Genomic DNA, 21,109 nt, shown 5'->3' on the forward strand with positions numbered 1-21,109 from the left:
CTTATTTCCTCCCCCGCTGGGGATTTGGATTTTTCAGCAAGTCCGACTTCTGCGCAATCTTTTTCAGCCACTTCTTTTCTTCCTCAGACAGCTTCTTCAAATTCAATTTGAGCCGCTTACAGATAAACACCAAAGCCGCTTGCTCTGGGTCACTGTTCGGATTAGTGGCTTCATCAACGGTTTGCAAAAAATCTTCCAGCGGGTTGTCCTCCGGGACGCTGAAAAAATCGTCCTTATGTACTTCTCGTAGGTCAAGAGCTATCTTGTTTATGTCCTGCTGTATCACATAGCGGCAAAAGCTGTCATCGTCAATATGGGCGGCGATAAGCTGTCTTAACTGCGGGTCGGACAAGCTGGGATTGTGCTGCTTCATAATGGTTGCGCTCACAGTGTCTATAATGGCATTTGCACTCTGTACCTGTTTGCCAGCGATACCGTTTACATAGATTTCGAGGTCAGCCATCAGCCGGGGGAAATCCAGGTGTACCGCCAGTTCACACAAGAGGGAATTATCCACCAACCCGCTTTTCAAGAGTTCAATCATATCATCACTCAAACGCAGGTCTGTAAGATCGGCGTTTGGGTGATTTTTTGTTTCGGTCAATCCCAGCAGATAGTCAGCGGTCACGCCGTAAAACTTCGCCAGCTTGATAAGGGCATAGTGGCTGATGTCCTTGAAGTCGTCCGCTTCATAGCTGCCCAATGCAGACTTGGAAATCTTGGTCTGCTCCGCAAGCTGTTCCAGTGTCAGCCCACGCTCCACACGCAGGTCTTTCAATCGTTCTTGTATGGACAGTTCCATGCTCTCCCTCCTTGTCTGCTTGGTAGTTACATTGCTCTAAGTTATCCATTGATAAGAGGAAATATATACGCTCCTATATAATTTTAAGATAGGCAAATCATCATAGATGTAAAACATCAAAGGATATTTCAATAATTTATCTGGCAAGTCCTCATCAAAATTTAATATGAAACTCTCGGTTAAGCCATCGGGTGTGGTTTTGTTACTAAGAGCTATAATCAATGAAGTTTCATCAATCACAACTTTTTCGCTTGTATCTGTAAAAGCTATTTCCAATTTTTTCATGTTGTCACCGTAGTACAATTTCGATTTACTATTTTGTTTCTTCCATTTTACCACAATTCCAAGAGCGTGGAAATAGAGAATTTTCCGGGCTGATTTCCGACCTTATGGATATACGGGGCGGGCGGTCTTTTAGGTGTAGACTTAGGGTAGTTCATCGATGAGCTGCACCTTGAAAAATGAATGACCGTCCGAAAAGGAATACCCCGGCAGGGGAAGCACCGCAACGAGCCACTTCGGGACAAAATGTCCCGAAGTCCGGGGAGCGTGTCAACGCCGGAACACGCCGCAGGAGTGGGGCAGGAAGCCTTTTCGGAGAGAACGGCAACGGAAAGCAAAAATGGAGGGAACACATGAGAGAGAACCCATATAAACAACTGCCGCCCATAGAGCGCAGGCAGGACGGTTCCCTTTATCGCATGACACCGGCACAGAGGAAACAGGCAAACGCCCTGATCCGCCGGGAGTGCTGCTGTTATGAGGACGGGAACTGTATGCTCCTTGACGATGGGGACACCCACACCTGCCCCCAGACCATTTCTTTCTCGGTCTGCTGTGAGTGGTTCCGCTGGTCGGTCTTGCCGCAAATCGGGACGCTGGAAGCGGAGATTTTCCGGGATAAGGAGCTAAAACGCTGTGCGGTCTGCGGCAGAGTGTTCGTCCCAAAGTCCAACCGGGCGAAATACTGTCCCGACTGCGCCGCCAGAGTTCACAGGCGGCAGAAAACAGAAAGTGAACGGAAAAGGAGGTCTTGTGTGGACAGTTAGGGGCTGAAAAGTCCTTGATTTACAAGGCTTTGCAAGCACAGAACAGGGGGTAGGCAATAGGAAACTACCGTCTGTCCCCGGAAACAGGCTTCTAACCGTCCACAAAACACGATATGACAAACACCATTTATATCCATCAGCCGGAAAAGGCGGTCAGCTTTACCCGGCTTCCCAATTTCCTTTTTGAAGCCCCCACATTCACGCCACTGTCCAACGAAGCAAAGGTACTGTACGCCTTTATCCTGCGCCGGACAGACCTGTCCCGGAAAAACGGCTGGGCGGACGAATATGGGCGCATTTACCTCTACTATCCCATCAACGAGGTAGTGGAGCTGCTCCACTGCGGACGGCAGAAAGCGGTCAACACCCTGCGGGAACTGCAATACGCCGGACTGGTGGAAATCCAGAAGCAGGGCTGTGGAAAACCCAACCGTATTTACCCAAAATCCTACGAAGCGGTTCCAAACACCGACTTCAAGAAATCCGGTTATGGAACGCCGGAGGACTGAAAACCGCACTCCACAAGTACGATAATCAATCCTCTTGAAGTACGAAAACCGGACGGTATATAGAAATACAGAGATTAAAACGATTTTATTTATATCTTATCCATTCCTATCCTATCTGAGATATTTTCTGCGGGATTTTCCTGTGGAAAAGTCCCGGAAAGGAACGGAATGGGGAAAGGAGTTTCATGGCACAACACGCAATTTTGCGATTTGAAAAACACAAGGGCAATCCGGCAAGACCGCTGGAAGCCCATCACGAACGGCAAAAGGAACAGTACGCCAGCAATCCTGACATTGACACCAGCCGGAGCAAGTACAACTTCCATATCGTTAAGCCAGAGGGCAGATACTACCACTTCATTAAAAGCCGCATTGAACAAGCTGGCTGCCGCACCCGCAGGGACAGCACCCGGTTTGTGGATACGCTGATTACCGCCAGCCCGGAATTTTTTAAGAAGAAGTCCCCAAAGGAGATACAGGAATTTTTCCAGAGGGCGGCTGATTTCTTAATCGGGCGGGTAGGGAAAGAAAATATCGTGTCGGCGGTGGTACACATGGACGAGAAAACGCCCCACCTGCATTTGGTCTTTGTCCCGCTGACAGAGGACAACCGCCTGTGTGCAAAGGAGATTATCGGGAATAGAGCCAACCTCACAAAATGGCAGGACGATTTTCACGCCTATATGGTGGAGAAATATCGCGACTTGGAGCGTGGGGAAAGTGCCAGCAAGACAGGCAGGAAGCATATCCCCACCCGTCTGTTCAAGCAGGCGGTCAATCTCTCCAAACAGGCAAGAGCCATTGAAGCCACGCTGGACGGTATTACCCCGTTCAATGCCGGAAAGAAGAAAGAGGAAGCCCTCTCCCTGCTGAAAAAGTGGTTTCCGCAGATGGAGAACTTCTCCGGGCAGCTCAAAAAATACAAGGTCACGATAAACGACCTTTTAGCAGAAAATGAACAGTTGGAAGCCAGAGCCAAAGCCAGTGAAAAAGGCAAGATGAAAGATACGATGGAACGGGCAAAGCTGAAAAGCGAACTGGACGATTTACAGCGGCTGGTTGACCGTATCCCGCCGGATATACTGGCGGAACTGAAACGGCAGCAGCGGCACACAAGGGAACGGTGATTGATGACAGAAAACATTTCACGCCGCAGTATGGCGGCACTGCACTTTGAAAATTAAATACGGAGGTACTATGGAGCATATCAGATACAAGAAAGAAACAGAAGTCGTGACTTTTCAGGGAAAGGAAATCACGCTGGAAAATCTCTCCCCGGTGTTCACGCCGGAGCAGGAAGCGGCAAAACGCCGGGAGCTGGAACAGCAGCTTTATGAGGTGTTCCGCAAGTATGCCAACAAACGGCAGAGTGAGGAAGCCGGGTCATAAGGTTTTCCGAAGTCATCGTTGATTTGCGGGGCTGCTGACGGTATAATAAAGGTGTCAGCAGCTCCGTTTCTTTTTTAAGAAAAGGAGCGACAATATGAACAATCGAATAGACGCAATCTATGCAAGACAATCGGTGGACAAAAAGGACAGCATTTCCATTGAAAGCCAGATTGAATTTTGCAAATACGAGTTGAAAGGCGGTAACTGCAAGGAATACACAGACAAAGGGTACAGCGGCAAGAACACAGACCGTCCGAAGTTTCAAGAACTGGTGCGGGACATCAAGCGGAGCTTGATTGCAAAAGTCGTGGTTTACAAACTCGACCGTATCAGCCGTTCCATTCTGGACTTCGCAAACATGATGGAGCTGTTCCAGCAGTACAATGTAGAGTTTGTGTCCTCTACGGAAAAGTTTGATACCTCCACCCCGATGGGGCGGGCGATGTTGAATATCTGTATTGTGTTCGCCCAGCTTGAAAGGGAAACCATACAGAAGCGGGTAGCCGATGCCTACTACTCCAGAAGCCTAAAGGGTTTTCGCATGGGCGGCAAGGCTCCCTATGGATTTCACACGGAGCCAATCAAGATAGATGGTATCAACACAAAGAAGTTAGTGGAAAATCCCGAAGAAGCGGAACAGGTCAAGCTGATGTTTGAAATGTATGCCGAGCCGGGAACTTCCTATGGCGATATTGTTCGGCATTTTGCGGAGCATGGTATTAAGGATTTTTCCCGTCCGGCACTCGCAAACATTTTATGCAATCCCATTTATGTCAAAGCAGACCTTGATATTTATGAGTTTTTCAAAAGTCAAGGTACGGTTATTGTCAATGACGCCGCTGACTTTACTGGAATGAACGGGTGCTACTTCTATCGCGGTCGGGGAATGAAAGGCGACACCAAACACAATCTGCAAGGGCATACGCTGGTTATGGCTCCCAGTGAGGGCTTGGTTTCTTCTGAACTGTGGCTGAAATGCCGAAAGAAGATTTTAGCCAATGCCAGTTATCAGGCGGGACGAAAAGCGGTCAATACTTGGCTGGCTGGGAAAATCAAATGCGGCAGGTGCCAGAAAGCGTTAAAAGCCGAGGGCAGTTATGGGCGGTGGTACTTCCGTTGCAGCAAGCGTTCCGATAACAAAAGCTGTGAGGGCGCAGGGACGCTCCGTATTCCCGATACGGAAGCTGTTATCTATGCCGCTATGGTAAAAAAGCTAAAACCGTTCCAGACCATCAAGGGACGAAAAAATGCCTTGAAGTCCAATCCGAAGCTGACTGCCCTGCAAGTGGAACTCGCACAAGTCCAGCATGAAATTGAAACGCTCATTGACACACTAACCGGGGCAAATCCCGTCCTGCTCTCCTATGTGAACAGCAAGATTGAAGAACTGGACGGACGCAAGCAGGAGCTTGTCAAAAAGATAGCGGAGTTGAGTGTGGATACCATCAGCCCGGAACAGGTCAAAGAAATTTCCGGCTATCTGGACACATGGGAAGAAGTGAACTTTGACGATAAGCGGCGGGTGGTGGATTTGATGATTTCCGCAATTTACGCCACAAGCGAAAGTATCAACATCGTTTGGAAGATATGACGGCGCATAAGCGCCGCCATACAACGCAACCTTTCGCCCTTTGTAAACTAAGCTACACTGTATTTATGTGGTATACTTACTAACATATGGATATGATCCAACATAAGATGACCTTCTATAATCTCTACTCACTTGTATGCACAAAGCTATTTCAAAATATCTCTTATACTTTCTTTGTATTGATTATAAATTATTTTTCGTATATACTTAGGAGTAAAGACAATATGGTACTTACACATCCATTTTGTATGTGCTAAATCGTTGGTCTTATTGGCCATTTCAATCACCTTTCCTTTCTATAGTAGTGGCTTGGACGCCTCTATTATACATCGGAAAGGTGATTGTGCTATAAGCGCTTGCCCACCACCCGCATAGCAAGTGGTTTTATGTTTCGGGCATTTCCATTTTTCATGTTCCGAAAAATGGAAATGCCCGAAACAGGCTAAAGCCCAGAAATAAAAAAACGCCGGTTTTAAACCGGCGTTTTGAAATATACGATTGAAGTTAATTATTCAGCTGCTGCTTCATCAGCTGCCGCGTCATCAGCAGGAGCTTCTTCCGGTGCTGTTTCGTCAGCAGCATCAGAACCCGAGCCTACAGAAGCGATTACTTCTTCAACTCTAGCGTAGATTTCAGGTGAAACAAAGCCAGCGCCTTCTTTAACATAATCTGTGTAGATAGATGCTGTTGCTTCTTTGAAAGCAGCTTTTTCAGGGTAGTTAGCTACCATGCCTCTTTCTTCAAGAGCTTTAAGGCCTTCTTCTGTCTGAATGTCAATCTGTTCCCTCTGGTAAGGAACTGCTTCGTCAGCAGCTTCCTGAAGAGCTGTCTGGTATTCAGCAGGAAGAGCTTCAAAATAATCTTTAGCTACGAATACAGGAGCTGGGCTGTAAAGGTGGCCTGTCATTGAAATATATTTCTGAACTTCATCAAATTTGTTTGTTTCAATAATTGGAACAGGGTTTTCCTGCGCGTCGATTGTACCCTGCTGTAAAGCTGTGAAAACCTCGCCCATAGCCATAGGAGTAGGGTCTGCGCCCATTACTGAGAAAGCAGCCATATGCATTGGGTTTTCCATTGTCCTGATTTTAACGCCTTTAAGGTCTTCAGGTTTTTCGATTGGACCTTTGTTGTTTGTAACATTCCTGAACCCATTTTCAAACCAAGCAAGACCAACAAGGCCCTGTTCGTCAACTGAGTGAAGGATTTCAGTACCAACTTCGCTGTCCATAACCGCACGGGCAATTTCAGTTGTTTCAAAAATAAACGGAAGGTCAAATACTAAGAACATATCTGTGAAACCTGAAAGAGGAGCTGTTGAAACACAAGTCATCTGAACTGTGCCAAGCTGAAGTCCTTCGATAAGGTCACGTTCGCCGCCGAGCTGTGAGTTTCCGAAAACGTCAAGAGTAACTGCTCCGCCTGTTTTTTCAGATAATAACTCGCTTAATTTAACCAAACCTAAATTATAAGGATGCGCATCAGGTGTTGTTGTACCTGAAATCATTGCATATTCGCCTTCTGCAGCCGCACCGGCGTCAGCGCCTTCAGTGCTTTCTGTGCCTTCGGTTGCTTCTGTACCCTCGGCAGGCGTTTCGGCAGGTTTATCACCGCCACAGCCTGAAAGTACAGCCGCACACATAATTGCAGCTAATGCTGTTGATAAAACTCTCTTTTTCATAAATAATCCTCCTTGTTTGCATGTGGTAAATTCTCTTATGTACCACTAATAGGTTGTAAAATTACTGTTAAAAAACTGTAATAAGCTTTTAACATTAACGCTTTGATAATGTAACACAACTTTAGGCAAGGTGTCAAGTATTACGGATATGTTTTAAATAATACTTTTTTTTGCTGTTTAATAGTTATAAGTAATAAAAAATATTGAAGTTTTATATAAAAAATATAGTTTATTACTAAAATTGGGAATTATGTTTGTCAATACGAACATTTTTTTTGTATTATTTAACAATTTTTTAACAAGAAAATTAATACATAAAACATATTTTGAATTTCATTAAAACGCATCAAAACTATAAGGTTTGTTAAGCGCAGGTAAATTATTTGAGAAGGAATAGCAGAATAAGCGTCAGCGATATTTAATTATATTTAATTAAGTAAGAAATGTATAGTTTGAAATTTAAATTTAAAAATATAAAACCGTTAATGCGTTTGACAGGCATTATTAGTTTAAGCAAACTAACGCTGTTTCAAACAACAGCACAGTGCCGCATGAAGTTGTATTAATGGATTGTCTTAAACAAAATTTTAAAAATAAAAAAAAGAACGCTAAGGGTGGACGTTCTTTTTTCGAGGAGTGGATTTTTATGGTTGAGAGTTTTAGCAATTAAAAATCCATTCATGCTGTTTGTTTATGCGAAAAGGAATAAGGGAGTTGCCTTTTCTTAAACAAGATTAATACTAATCCTTATAACAGCATAATTAATTTAGCATGTAAAAGTGAATATGTCAATATCGTCAAAAGTTTTGGTCAGGCCGTCAAAAATATATAGTTTGCATAAAATTAATTATATATTTTCTGAAATATTATTAAAAAAATATAAATTATTTTTTATTATTTTACAAATATTTGAATTAAGATATAATAAAATATCAGATTTAGATTTATTTTGAGGTCAAGATTTGTTAATTTTAAAACATATACTATTAAATTATTTGATATGTCCGAAACATAAAGTAAGATGGGAATTCAAATAAATGTACTGTGAAAAGGAGATAAAAATAATGTGAATGAAACAGTTATTTCAAAAGAACAATACAATAAAAGGGAGTACGAAAGTTTTATATACGCCATATCGGGTATAAGGCGGTCGGAAATTATTTTATCTGTTAAAGAAAGTATGGAGGATTAAACTGGAGCTCTTAAATAAGAAATAAAAACGGACGGTATTAAAGCATCTCAAAGCAAATTAGAAAGAATTATACAAATAGAAGCCAAAACTACGCATCTGGCAGATAGAGCAGGGGATAAGATGGCTGAAGCAACCGGTTTTTTAGAAGAAAATATTAGCTTGGTTATTGATGATGAAAATATAATAAACGAAAAAAATACAGGACTGGAAAACTATCAAGGTATGGAAAATAATAATATAAGAAAAGAATAAGACAAATACTCCATAAACAAAGTATTTTATTACGTTTTAAAATATTTTTAAATCGTTTTTGATTTAAGGATTTAAATGTATGTATTTATTTGCAGCGGCTCTGTTATTAGTCTGGTAATTATAATGTTATTTTATTTAAAAAACGGAAACCGGTTCTGAGTAAATGTAAATTTACAGAAACCGGTTTTTTATTTTTATTTATTTTGTATTTCCTTTAAGAACGACGTGCCTTCAAAATCTGCACCAAGGTTTAAATAATCGCTTATTGTTTTTCCGAGATCTGAAAAAGTTTTTCTAATACCAAGATTTATGCCGGGCATTATATTCTTTCCGCACGCCAATATTGGCACATATTCCCTGGAATGGTCTGTGCTCGGCGTTGTAGGATCGCATCCATGGTCGGCTGTAATAAAAAGTATATCGCCGTCTTTTAAGTACGATTCTATTTCAGGAAGACGCTTGTCAAATTCTTCAAGAGCCGCGGCATAACCTTTAACGTCGTTTCGATGACCATACACCATGTCGTAGTCTACAAGGTTTGTAAACAATATGCCTTCAAAATCCTGTTGAAGGTATTCAATGGTTGCGTCAATGCCTTCGCTGTTGTTTGTCGTGTGGTTTGATTTTGTTATGCCCTGATTTTCAAAAATATCTTCTATTTTTCCGACTGCGGCAACCGTCATTCCTTTTTCTTTTGCGTAGTCAAGTATTGTTTTTGACGTTGGCGGAAGTGAAAAGTCCTTGCGGTTTTTTGTCCTTGTGTAATTTCCGTCGGAGCCTGTAAACGGGCGGGCTATAACGCGGGCGACGCCGTATTTGCCTGTGAGTATTTTCCGTGCTTTTTTGCATATATCATATAATTTTTCTACAGGTATTATATCCTCGTGCGCTGCAATTTGAAATACGCTGTCAGCTGATGTGTAAACAATGGGGCTTCCGTTTTTAACATGTTCATCGCCCAAAAGTTTTATTATTTCAGTGCCGGACATCGCAAAATTTCCGAGAAAGCTTAATCCTGTTTCAGCTTCAAGACTGTCGATTACTTCTGCCGGAAAACCTGTTTCGGTAAACGTCGGAAAAGGCTCTTTTGTTATGATTCCGGCTATTTCCCAGTGTCCTGTAGTTGTGTCTTTTCCTATTGAAGCCTCCGCCATTTTTCCATAGCATCCCTTAGGCTTTTGAACTTTTCCGAGAAGTTCTATATCCTCGCCGTCTATATTCCCCAATCCGAGGGCGCAAAGGTTTTGGAGATTAAGCGAAGGTACGGATTTTTTTATATTAACCAAAGTATTGCTGCCTTCGTCGCCGAACTTATATGCATCCGGAAGTTCGCCTATGCCTACGCTGTCTAATACAATTATTACTGCTCTTTTCATTTTGATATCCCCTTTCATCTTATTATATCAAGTATCAATTTTGGCGTTTCGGGTTTTTCATCGGAAATTTTGAGCGCTTCTGCAACTGTATTTGAAGCTGAACGGCACCTCGCTTCATCGGAGGAATAAACGGTTGCCAAAATGTCGCCTTTATTAACTTTATCGCCTATACGCACATTTAATATAATACCTGCACAGTAATCAATACTGTCTGTTTTTTTAGCGCGTCCCGCGCCTGTTTCGACGCTTGCGCGTCCTATCTGAGCTGTATCCATGCCGCTTATAAATCCTGAGTAAGCCGATTTGACTTCATACGAATACGGACATGTGCCGAATATATTATAGTTTTCTGTTATATCGGCGTTTCCTCCCTGCTGTGAAACTAATTCTTTAAATTTTAAAAGCCCTTTATTATTTGATATATTTTCCAACAGCATTTGCCTTGCCGTTTCTTCATTGTCAGCTTTTTGAGCGTTTATAAGCATATATGCCCCGAGGGTGAGGACGACTTCAAGGAGATCCCCTTTAACATTGCCTTTAAGCGTTTCTATTGCTTCGATTACCTCAAGGCTGTTTCCTATGTTTTGACCTAGAGGCTGTTCCATACTGCTTATGACGGCCGTAACTTTTTTGCCGACGGATTTTCCGATTTCCGCCATTTGAACGGCAAGCTCCCGTGCAGATTTATAATCCTTCATAAATGCGCCGTTTCCACATTTGACGTCCAGAACTACGGCGTCGGCTCCGGCAGCGATTTTTTTGCTCATGATACTGCTTACTATCAGCGGAAGGCTGTCAACGGTTCCGGTTACATCGCGCAAAGAATAAAGTTTTTTATCTGCAGGGGTGAGGTTTTCGCTTTGCCCCATTATTACTATACCGCTTTTGTTTGCGAACCTTATGGCGTCGTTTTTAGAAATGTTTACGTTAAAGCCCGGTATTGATTCAAGCTTGTCTATAGTTCCGCCTGAAAATCCAAGGCCTCGGCCGCTCATTTTAATAACGGGAGCTCCGAGAGAAGCAACAAGAGGAGCAAGTATAAGCGTTGTTGTGTCCGCAACGCCGCCGGTTGAATGTTTATCGACTTTGACGCCTTTAACTGCGCTCAGATCATATATTTCTCCGGAATTTGTCATGCTGTTTGTTAGGTTTCTGGTTTCTTCGGTATTAAGGCCGTTTATAAATATAGCCATAAGCATTGAGGAGGTTTGATAATCGGCAATACTTCCGTTCGTTACTCCTTTTATAAAGAAATCAATTTCTTCTTTGCTTAAAGTTTTACCGTCGCGTTTTTTTATGATTATATCAATTATATTCACTTAAAAACCTCCTTTTTATAATTTAAATTAACGCATGCCATTATATACTGAATATAACTATAGTATACATTTATTTCGGGATTTTGAAAACAATATTATTTGCTTGAGAACGTGGTATATTTATGTTAAAATTAAAAATTAAGCAGTGATGACGAAGGAGGAAAATAAATGTCTTTATCCAGACAGGAGAAAATAAGGAATTTTTGTATTGTTGCCCACATAGACCACGGTAAAAGTACATTGGCGGACAGGCTTATACAGAAAACCGGCCTGCTTACGGAACGTGAAATGCAGGAACAGGTTTTAGATAATATGGAACTTGAAAGAGAAAGAGGCATAACTATAAAAGCGCAGGCTGTACGCCTCGTTTATAAGGCAAACGACGGTGAAGAATATGTTTTTAACCTTATAGATACGCCGGGACATGTTGATTTTAATTATGAAGTTTCAAGAAGCCTTGCAGCTTGTGAAGGGGCAATACTTGTAGTAGACGCCGCACAGGGAATAGAGGCGCAGACGCTTGCAAACGTATACTTGGCAATAGATAATAACCTTGAGATACTTCCCGTAATAAATAAAATAGATCTGCCGAGCGCCAACCCGGAAATGGTTATACATGAGATAGAAGACATTATAGGCATACCGGCGGAAACAGCGCCGCTTATTTCGGCAAAAAACGGCGTAAATATAGATGAAGTCTTAGAAAGAGTTGTTTCCGATATCCCGGCTCCGAATGGAGATGAAAGTTTGCCGCTTAAAGCCTTGATTTTTGATTCGGTATATGATTCCTATAAGGGAGTTATAGTAATAATGAGGGTTGTAAATGGAAGCATAAAAAAAGGCACAAAAGTTCGTATGATTGCTACGCAGAAAGAATTTGAAGTTGTCGAAGTCGGCTTTTTCGGACCGGGGAGATTTGTCCCTTGCGATGAACTGAAAGCCGGAGACGTTGGATATATGACGGCAAGCATAAAAAATGTAGCCGACACAAGGGTTGGCGATACGATTACCGATGCTTTAAATCCTACGGAAGAGCCGTTCCCGGGGTATAAGAAGGTTAACCCAATGGTATACTGTGGGGTTTTCCCGGCCGATGGGGCAAAGTATCCCGATTTAAGGGACGCCCTTGATAAACTACAGCTTAACGACGCTTCGCTTTTTTTTGAACCGGAAACTTCTGTTGCGCTAGGATTCGGATTTAGATGCGGATTTTTGGGGCTTTTGCATTTGGAGATTATACAGGAAAGGCTTGAGCGTGAGTTTAATCTTGATTTGGTGACTACTGCTCCAAGCGTTATATATAAGGTTTATTTAACTGACGGAACGGACTTTGAAATCAGTAATCCGAGCAATATGCCTGACCCGGCAAGAATACTTAAAATGGAGGAACCTATTGTAAAAGCAGAAATTATACTTCCTAAGGATTATATAGGGCCTATTATGGAACTTTGCCAGCAAAGAAGAGGGGAGTATATAAGTATGGAATATCTTGACGATACGAGGGCTATGCTTGTATACCATTTGCCGCTTAATGAAATTATTTATGACTTTTTTGATGTGCTTAAAAGCAGAAGCCGCGGATATGCGTCTTTTGACTATGATCTCATCGGATATAAGGAAAGCGAACTTGTTAAGCTAGATATACTTGTAAACAGGGAAGTTGTTGATGCCCTTTCATTTATTGTTCATAAGGAATCGGCTGTTGAACGAGGACGTAAAATTTGCGAAAAACTTAAAAAGGAAATACCAAGGCATTTATTTGAAATACCTATACAAGCCGCAATCGGCAGCAAAATTGTTGCCAGAACTACTGTAAGCGCAATGAGGAAAGATGTGCTTGCAAAATGTTACGGCGGAGATATAAGCAGGAAACGAAAACTCCTTGAAAAACAGAAGGAAGGAAAGAAACGCATGAGGCAGATAGGCAGCGTTGAAGTTCCGCAGGCAGCTTTTATGTCGGTGCTTAAGCTGGAGGAGGAATAACAAAGTCTGAGCTTTTTGACAGTAAAAAACAAATAAATATGTCAATACAAAAAAGAACGATATCATGAAAATGATGTCGTTTTTTTATATGTAGTTAATAGTCCTTTTTAGAAAGAAATAATGAACCTACACATTTATATTTTTTTGTTGTAAATATGAAAAAGCAGATATTAAATAGGAACATAGGCAGGGGGCAAACTATACGTCGGGGAACTGTTAGGCCACAATATTTATGCTTGTCGAAACTTTATTAAAGTTGGAGGATGAATAAAGCAAGGCGTTTAGGATTAAAAGGATAAAATGCATTTTAGCCGCACTATGGTGTGGTTTATAAAAAACATAAGATTTTTGATAGAAAAAACTAGCCGTTTTTTACATTTAAAAAGTTCGGTTTTAATAGATGACATAGATATATTTTTCTAAAATAGGAATTTAAAAGCAGTGTTATATAAAAATCATACTGCTTATTTATAATGGCTGTGATTTTATCAGGCGGTTTTATCGGGAATATTATACCGAAGGTTTTAAAAAGCTTTGAGAAAAGATATTCTTTAGACAGGGCTCCGGAAAAAGTCATTAATTTTTTGTTTTAGAAAGAAGTCGGGGCAAGGCTCAATATTTTGAATGAATTCGGAAAATATATAGACTCATCAGATTTTATATAGAACCGTGCTGCCGCTTTGGCAAATTTATATGTAGGAAACGGCGTATTGTTTCAAAAAACCGACTGAACGGGCTTTAATAAAGTTGTCAGATTATGTTTATGACGGATGTATTTTATTTCCGCGGCCGGTTAAACGGTAAAATAAAAAGCCGTTTTCATATGGGCAGATTATAATTAAAAAAATGGAAACTGTATTTATCGTTTGTAAAAGGTTGTTTAATAAGCTTATTAGATATTGCTGCATATAAAAAACAATTCAGAAATAAAGGCGGGAGGTAATCTTATTTCAAAATAAATCATTTGTGGAATAAAGTTGAACGCCATCATGTTTTATTTGTGATATAATAATTTTACATAGTGCGATTGCTAACAACGCCTGTTTTTTAAATAGGTGGGAGTAAATATATTTGGCGGTGAATCCATGAAACTAAATTCTTTTCAAGCTTTCAAAACAGCATGTGAACTTTCCGATTATGCCAATGGTCGGGCAAAACTGATTGGTGTGTACACCTCAAGCAGTATAAAATTATACCCGTTTCAAATGGCTGCGGCTCTTTTCGCACTGCGTTCGCCTTATCTGAAAGGCGTTGTGCTGTGCGATGAAGGAGGGCTGGGCAAAACGGTGGAAGCTCTCTTGGTTGTTGCCCAGAAATGGTGCGAGGGCGAACGACGATTGCTTATTATCTCTCCAAACCACCTCTTGAAACAGTGGGAGGACATGATAGAAGAGAAATTCGATTTTCCATGGCTGACGATTTGCGAAAAAGACAAGCTTGCAGCGCTTTCAACACAAGGGAATCTATTTTTTCAAGATGCCGTTATATTGACTTCTTATGATTTTGCTGTGGAAAATTGTGAAATGATAAGGGAAATTTCATGGGATGCAGTTGTTTTTGAAGAAGCAAGCCGTTTGTCAAAAATCCATACGGGCATGAGCGGAGAAGCCGAAGCTCTGAAATCGGCGGCGGGAAACGCATTTAAAATACTTGTCACCCCTACGCCAATTGAAATGAGCATTATGGATGTTTATGGTCTGATATATTTCATTGATAAGGATGCGCTGCCGGAAAAGGAATGGTTCTATAAGCGGTATTTTCGAAAGAGCGAAAATTACGGCGAGCTGGCAGAAAATATCAGCCGATATTGTTTCAGAACCCTAAGAAGCCAAGCCAAACGATATATGAAATTAACGGAAAGAATTCCCGTATCTATAACCTATAGATTAACGAAGAGCGAAAGCGAACTATACGCTCTTCTGGAAGATTATCTGAAAAAGCCTGAAAAAAAGGCTTTTCCGCAAATGGACAATTATGAATTAACGATTATGCTTACGAAAATTGCATCTTCCTCATCTTTTGCCCTGCAAAAAACTCTTGGGAATATAGAGAGGCGTTTAGAGAGCTATGATGAAAGCGACGAGGAATTATCGCAAATCAGGCTGATTAAGGAAGCGGCGGAGAATGTCAGGGAAAATGCCAAAGGCAAGCTTCTTTTATTTTTGCTTAAAAAGCTGTTTCCGCTTATAAAAAAGAACGGAGGCCGAAAAAAGGCTCTTATTTTCACTGAAAACCGTATAACGCAGGAGTATTTGAAAAGACTGCTTTCGGAAAAAGGGTATTCTTCGTTAGTATATAACGGAGCTAAAAGCAAGGACTATGAAATTTTGGAAGAATTTGAAAAGTCCGCTGAAATTCTAATCTGCACGGAGGTAGCGTCCAGCGGATTAAATCTTCAGATCTGTTCTTTGGTGATAAACTACGACTGGTCATATAACGCCATGGAAATGGAACAGCGTATAAACCGCTGTCATCGTCAGGATCAGGAAAACGATGTAATTGTGATTAACCTTGTCAATCCTGAAAATTTTGCCGATGTGCGTATGTTGGAACTTATGAAAAAACGTATTCTCCAGTTTGACGGCATTGTGGGCATGAGCGATGAAATTGCGGGCGAATTTTTTGACAGCGGCGAAATGGCCGTTGAATACATATCTAAAAAGCTGCGTCCCGTCGGAAAAATCGAAGAAGAACACAAATTGATTTTGAGGGAAACAATGGAAGAAAATATCAGGGAAGCAGAGGAAATGGAGAATCGGCTTTTCACCACCTTTGACGGAAAAATAGCGGAGAATGTGGAGATAAAGCCTCAGTATATTGAGGAAAAAATTCAGGAAATTAACGATAAACTGTGGGATTTAATAAAATATTTTTTTGAACATAATTCCAATTTTAGTTTGATAGAAGAAACAAGGACAGTGAAGGCCGCGCGTTTTAACCCGCCAAGTCCGTTCATAGGCGTATATAACCTAAGAGAAAGCTACAGCATGTTGGACAGAAGCGTTCCGAGGGCGGGAAGAATTACTGTCACCGGCAAATTTGCGGGACATGTTCTTGAAGGAATTTTCTGGAAAGGAATCAGTCAAAGGGGAAAAGTTGTTGTAGATTCGGATATAGAAAAATGTGTTATAGGTTTTTACGAAATAAGCGTATATGGAAAATATGTTTCGGAATGGAAAGAACATACTTTTGTTGGCATTTGCGGCAGCGGAAAATTACTGACCGATGAAGAATGCAGAAAGATTATGGAACTGCCTGCGCTTCATTGTATGGAAATAGGCAAAAAACATCTCGGACAGCATGATTTTGCTCTGCTTGAGGAACGTGTGACAGAAGAGCACCCTCTTGATAAATTTGTTTCTCCGGAGGACTGCCTTAACCGTGCGGTGAAGAATTTGAGCCGAGAAAATGCCGCAGCTATTGAGGAAGAGGAAATTTCTGCCGAAAATAAAAAGGCGGCCTTAGACCGCGAGATAGAGAAAATTAAATTGGAAATAAAGGCGGCTGAGAAAACGGCGGCAAATACAGCGGTTGAAAAGGTAGTTTTAAAAAAGAAAATTAATATGCTTACAAAGGAGCTAAAACAAAAACAACAGTCATTTTTTATGGAAGAGATGAGGATTGACGCCCATAAGGAAGAGAAAATTCGGGAAATTATAGAAAGAACAAAATTGTATGCAAAAGTGAAACGTCTGTTTTTACTTGATGTGGAGGGAAAGCAGGCGGAAGAATTGTAAAATAATAGCGATTATGTTAAAATTATATGGAAACAACCGTATATGAGCTGTGTTGGCCTCTATTCTTTTAGAATGGAGGCGGCGCCTATGAAAAATCAGTTTGATTTTAAGGATGTTCTGACATTTGGAATATTCCTTTTGACACTGCTTACATTTATATTTAATTTTTGTAAGTAGGATTACATAGAAAAACCACCCCTGAACTTTGACTAGCGACGGGGTGGATTTTATGCCGACTTGTTTATGGCCAACCGCTTTGCGGGCGGTTGTTCCTTCTTTATGTTTAAATTATATCACGCAATTTCAGTTAAAGCAAGGATAAAAAGTATCCGGATATGGTGGGTGAGCGAATGGAGAAAATAGACGGAATGAGCAGAGATTTGGAGCTTGAGGCGAGAGAAAAGCTGAAAAGCGTGTTTCCCGATTGTTTTGCGGAAGGAAAACTCGATATAGATAAACTGCTTAATATATGCGGCGAATATATAGACGATGATTTTGAAAAATATGAGTTTAAGTGGAAAGGGAAAAACGACTGTCTGAAGCTGGCGCAGAGGAGGAGCGCGGGGACTTTGCGCCCGTGCCGTGAAGAAAGCGTGGATTGGGAGAACACGGAAAACCTTTATATAGAGGGCGACAATCTGGAAGTTTTGAAAATTCTACAATCTTCTTACTACCGAAAAGTGAAGATGATATACATAGACCCGCCGTACAACACGGGGAATGATTTTGTATACGAGGACGACTATAAAGACCCAATCGAAAGATATAAGGAAGTTACGAGCCAAACGACGAAAAGCAATCCCGAAACAATGGGGCGTTTCCATACAAATTGGCTTAATATGATGTATCCGAGATTAAGGCTTGCGGCGAATTTGCTTAGGGACGACGGGGTTATATTTATTTCTATTGATGATAATGAACTTCACAATCTTCGCAAGGTGTGTGATGAAGTTTTTGGAGAGGAAAATTTTTATACGCAAATTATAGTGCAATCGAATAAAAGGGGGCAAACTTACAAACAGATTTCTAAAACGCATGAATACTTACTTGTATATACAAAACATATGGAAACTGAATTTAATGAGTTGGAGAAATCTGATGAAAATGACGATTTAAATTTAATTGATGATATTGGAAAGTTTAATATAAGGGAGTTAAGAAATAGAAATCCTAAATTTGGGAGCCATAATAGACCAAATCTTTTTTATCCAATATATGTAAATCCAACTGTTGTTGATATGAATGGATTTTCTCCTATATCTATTTTGAAAAGTGAAGCTTATAGTATAAAGATTTTGCCATTTAATTCTTCCGGACAAGAAAGCTGCTGGAGATGGGGCAAAAGTAAAATTGAAATAAATAACAATAAATCTACTATGTTAAGCAATGTGGTTGCAAAGAAAAAAGCGGATGGAAATTATAATATATATGAAAAATATAGAAAATCTACATATAAACCTAAAACTATCTGGAATGATGTATCTGTTATAACTGAAAAGGGTACTGTTGAATTAGGTGAAATTGGTTTATCAGCTTATTTTGATTTTCCCAAGCCGATAGAACTGATAAAAAGGATGATGCAAATTGGAACAAATTCAGATGATCTAATCCTCGACTTTTTCTCCGGTTCTGCCACCACTGCTCACGCCGTTATGCAGTTAAACGCCGAGGACGGCGGTAACCGCCGTTACATTTGTGTTCAGCTTCCCGAATTATGCGGCGAAAAATCCGAGGCCTACAGAGCGGGCTATAAAAATATCTGTGAAATCGGCAAGGAACGTATACGCCGCGCCGGTAACAAAATCCTTGCGGAATGGAAAGAAAAGCAGTCGCAAATGGAAAATGGCGAAAACGAATCCACGGTTCCGCCGGACGTAGGCTTCAAAGTTTTCAAGCTGGATACGTCGAATATCTCCGCATGGGACGGATACGCCGTAAGAAACGAGGGGAAAGAAGGACTGCAAAAAAGGATAGACGAATTTCTTGAAGGTGTGAAGCCGGGAAGAACGCGGCTTGACGTAGTGTATGAGATAATTCTTAAAACCGGTTTTCCCCTTACGGCTAAAGTAGAAACAATAGATATAAACGGCCGTGAGGTATACTCGATAGATAACGAAACAATACTGATATGCCTTTTTGAGAACGTCGGTTTTGAGGACGTGGAAGAAATGGCGCAGTACGCGCCGGCGCATATAGTGTTTGGAGAAAAGTGTTTCGCCGATACAAGCGCGGTGAAAAACGCCAAGGAAGCGTTGAGGGATACAGGCATTGATATAAAGTTTTTCTGAGATTGTAAAAATTCGGCTGACATGTTATACTGTTTGCGGGAACAGCCGTGTACACGGGGTGAGTTGGCCTTCATTTCATTGAAATGGGGGTGAAGCCTATGAAAAATCAGTTTGATTTTAAGGATTTGCTGACGTTTGGCATATTCTTATTGGCTTTGCTTACATTTATATTTAATTTTTGTAAGTAAAACTACATAGAAAACCCACCCCAAACTTTGCCGAGTGACGGGGTGGGTTTTCTATCACAATCATTTGGCCAACCACTTTGTGGACGGTTGTTCCCTTTCTTTAATCAAATAATAGCACATTGACGATATAAAATCAAGATACCAAAAAAATTTTACAAAACCGGGTGAGCGAATGGAGAAAATAGACGGAATGAGCAGGGATTTGGAGCTTGAGGCGAGAGAAAAGCTGAAAAGCGTGTTTCCCGACTGTTTTGCGGAAGGAAAACTCGATATAGATAAACTGCTTAATATATGCGGCGAATATATAGACGATGATTTTGAAAAATATGAGTTTAAGTGGAAAGGGAAAAACGACTGTCTGAAGCTGGCGCAGAGAAGGAGCGCTGGTACTTTGCGTCCTTGCCGGGAAGAAAGCGTGGATTGGGAGAACACGGAAAACCTTTATATAGAGGGCGACAATCTGGAAGTTTTGAAAATTCTCCAATCTTCTTACTACCGAAAAGTGAAGATGATATACATAGACCCGCCGTACAACACGGGGAATGATTTTGTATACGAGGACGACTATAAAGACCCAATCGAAAGATACAAGGAAGTTACGAGCCAAACGACGAAAAGCAATCCCGAAACAATGGGGCGTTTCCATACGAATTGGCTGAATATGATGTATCCGAGATTAAGGCTTGCGGCGAATTTGCTTAGGGACGACGGGGTTATATTTATTTCTATTGACGATAATGAGGTGCATAATCTCCGTAAATTGTGTGATGAGGTGTTTGGGGAAGAGAACTTTAGAAATATCATTATTATTAGACGTGGAGCAAAAAATTTACAGGCACAATTCGAAACAATTGATAGGCTAAACAGTGGATTTGAATTTATATTGATGTATTCGAAGAACATAAATACACGTTTTAATAAGGTCTATAGCGAATATTCAGATGGGGAGTCAGTTGGAACATGGAATAATCATTGGAGAGGCACTGATAGGCCGACTATGAGATATGACATTTATGGTATTATACCTGAAAAGGGACAATGGAGATGGTCGAAAGAAAGAAGTTATGCGGCAATTGAAAACTACAATAATATGCTTAAAGAGCTTGGAACAGATATGCCAACACAATTAGAAATAGATGAATGGTACACAGATCAATTGAAAAGTAAGGGCCTTAATAAAGTAGATTTATTGCGTTTAGGCAGCACTGGAAAGCCTGAACACTATATAGCTCCTTCTAATAGAAAATTGCTGAATGATTTGTGGGATGATCTTAAACCAAATGGTAGTATATATACAACAAGACTTTTTGGAGAAAATATTTTTAGTAATCCAAAATCAGTTGACTTAATCAGGCGTTTAATTGGGTTTATCGCAGATGACAACGACATCATCCTCGACTTTTTCTCCGGTTCCGCCACCACCGCCCACGCCGTTATGCAGTTAAACGCAGAGGACGGCGGAAACCGCCGTTACATTTGCGTTCAGCTTCCCGAATTATGCGGCGAAAAATCCGAGGCATACAAAGCGGGCTATAAAAATATCTGTGAAATCGGCAAGGAACGTATACGCCGCGCCGGGAACAAAATCCTTGCGGGATGGAAAGAAAAGCAGTCGCAAATGGAAATTGGCGAAAACGAATCCACGGTTCCGCCGGACGTAGGCTTCAAAGTTTTCAAGCTGGATACGTCGAATATCTCCGCATGGGACGGATACGCCGTAAGAAACGAGGGGAAAGAAGGACTGCAAAAAAGG

Annotated in this window: 16 protein-coding genes and 1 pseudogene; 11 read left to right on the forward strand and 6 right to left on the reverse strand. The window is 41.1% G+C overall.

All coding sequences use genetic code 11. The features are described 5' to 3' along the window. Position 1 precedes the first annotated feature (1 nt). Together NE664_11035 and NE664_11040 are read right to left on the reverse strand one after the other, a co-directional pair. Positions 2–802, reverse strand: coding sequence for a helix-turn-helix domain-containing protein (locus NE664_11035; protein ID MCQ4727176.1), 801 nt, complete (start codon positions 800–802; stop codon positions 2–4). A 36-nt stretch (positions 803–838) separates the two neighbouring features. Continuing rightward, on the reverse strand, positions 839–1,087 hold the full coding sequence (locus NE664_11040; GenBank protein ID MCQ4727177.1) for a hypothetical protein: 249 nt from the start codon (positions 1,085–1,087) through the stop codon (positions 839–841). A 350-nt stretch (positions 1,088–1,437) separates the two neighbouring features. Here NE664_11040 and NE664_11045 point away from each other — a divergent pair, with 350 nt between their 5' ends. From NE664_11045 to NE664_11065, 5 genes are all read left to right on the forward strand, one after another. Then, on the forward strand, positions 1,438–1,851 hold the full coding sequence (locus NE664_11045) for a cysteine-rich VLP domain-containing protein (GenBank protein MCQ4727178.1): 414 nt from the start codon (positions 1,438–1,440) through the stop codon (positions 1,849–1,851). 113 nt (positions 1,852–1,964) lie between these two features. Further along, positions 1,965–2,360: a replication initiator protein A gene (locus NE664_11050; protein MCQ4727179.1), complete on the forward strand. Its 396-nt coding sequence runs from the start codon at positions 1,965–1,967 to the stop codon at positions 2,358–2,360. 185 nt (positions 2,361–2,545) lie between these two features. Continuing rightward, positions 2,546–3,487, forward strand: a complete 942-nt coding sequence (locus NE664_11055; GenBank protein MCQ4727180.1) for a plasmid recombination protein — start codon at positions 2,546–2,548, stop codon at positions 3,485–3,487. 70 nt (positions 3,488–3,557) lie between these two features. Then, on the forward strand, positions 3,558–3,749 hold the full coding sequence (locus tag NE664_11060) for a hypothetical protein (GenBank protein ID MCQ4727181.1): 192 nt from the start codon (positions 3,558–3,560) through the stop codon (positions 3,747–3,749). A gap of 94 nt (positions 3,750–3,843) precedes the next feature. After that, on the forward strand, positions 3,844–5,340 hold the full coding sequence (locus tag NE664_11065; GenBank protein ID MCQ4727182.1) for a recombinase family protein: 1,497 nt from the start codon (positions 3,844–3,846) through the stop codon (positions 5,338–5,340). 50 nt (positions 5,341–5,390) lie between these two features. On the opposite strand, the pseudogene tnpA reads toward NE664_11065, so the two are convergent. Both tnpA and NE664_11075 read right to left on the reverse strand, forming a co-directional pair. Then, a pseudogene (gene tnpA, locus NE664_11070) lies at positions 5,391–5,618 on the reverse strand (IS200/IS605 family transposase). 230 nt (positions 5,619–5,848) lie between these two features. Beyond that, positions 5,849–7,021: a TRAP transporter substrate-binding protein gene (locus NE664_11075; GenBank protein MCQ4727183.1), complete on the reverse strand. Its 1,173-nt coding sequence runs from the start codon at positions 7,019–7,021 to the stop codon at positions 5,849–5,851. A gap of 1,066 nt (positions 7,022–8,087) precedes the next feature. Here NE664_11075 and NE664_11080 point away from each other — a divergent pair. Together NE664_11080 and NE664_11085 are read left to right on the forward strand one after the other, a co-directional pair. After that, positions 8,088–8,213, forward strand: a complete 126-nt coding sequence (locus tag NE664_11080) for a hypothetical protein (protein ID MCQ4727184.1) — start codon at positions 8,088–8,090, stop codon at positions 8,211–8,213. 120 nt (positions 8,214–8,333) lie between these two features. Beyond that, positions 8,334–8,465, forward strand: a complete 132-nt coding sequence (locus NE664_11085) for a hypothetical protein (GenBank protein MCQ4727185.1) — start codon at positions 8,334–8,336, stop codon at positions 8,463–8,465. A 194-nt stretch (positions 8,466–8,659) separates the two neighbouring features. Here the strand turns inward: NE664_11085 and NE664_11090 are convergent, their stop codons facing one another. Both NE664_11090 and NE664_11095 read right to left on the reverse strand, forming a co-directional pair. Beyond that, the gene (locus NE664_11090; protein ID MCQ4727186.1) at positions 8,660–9,841 is read right to left on the reverse strand and encodes a phosphopentomutase; all 1,182 of its coding nucleotides are present in this window, start codon (positions 9,839–9,841) and stop codon (positions 8,660–8,662) included. Between the two features lie 14 nt (positions 9,842–9,855). Continuing rightward, positions 9,856–11,160: a thymidine phosphorylase gene (locus NE664_11095; protein ID MCQ4727187.1), complete on the reverse strand. Its 1,305-nt coding sequence runs from the start codon at positions 11,158–11,160 to the stop codon at positions 9,856–9,858. A gap of 168 nt (positions 11,161–11,328) precedes the next feature. On the opposite strand from NE664_11095, the gene lepA reads away from it, so the two are divergent. The 4 genes from lepA to NE664_11115 form a co-directional block, all read left to right on the forward strand. Then, complete coding sequence (lepA, locus tag NE664_11100; protein MCQ4727188.1) at positions 11,329–13,143, forward strand: translation elongation factor 4; 1,815 nt, start codon at positions 11,329–11,331, stop codon at positions 13,141–13,143. Between the two features lie 1,085 nt (positions 13,144–14,228). Beyond that, the gene (locus tag NE664_11105; protein MCQ4727189.1) at positions 14,229–16,880 is read left to right on the forward strand and encodes a DEAD/DEAH box helicase; all 2,652 of its coding nucleotides are present in this window, start codon (positions 14,229–14,231) and stop codon (positions 16,878–16,880) included. A gap of 350 nt (positions 16,881–17,230) precedes the next feature. Next, entirely contained in the window at positions 17,231–19,168 is a 1,938-nt protein-coding gene (locus NE664_11110) for a DNA methyltransferase (protein ID MCQ4727190.1), read from the forward strand. A gap of 360 nt (positions 19,169–19,528) precedes the next feature. Beyond that, positions 19,529–21,109 (forward strand): site-specific DNA-methyltransferase (locus NE664_11115; protein ID MCQ4727191.1); only part of this gene is annotated, 1,581 nt, incomplete at its 3' end.

Origin of the sequence: Anaerotignum faecicola, from assembly GCA_024460105.1 — a bacterium.
In the GTDB taxonomy this organism is placed as follows: domain Bacteria; phylum Bacillota; class Clostridia; order Lachnospirales; family Anaerotignaceae; genus JANFXS01.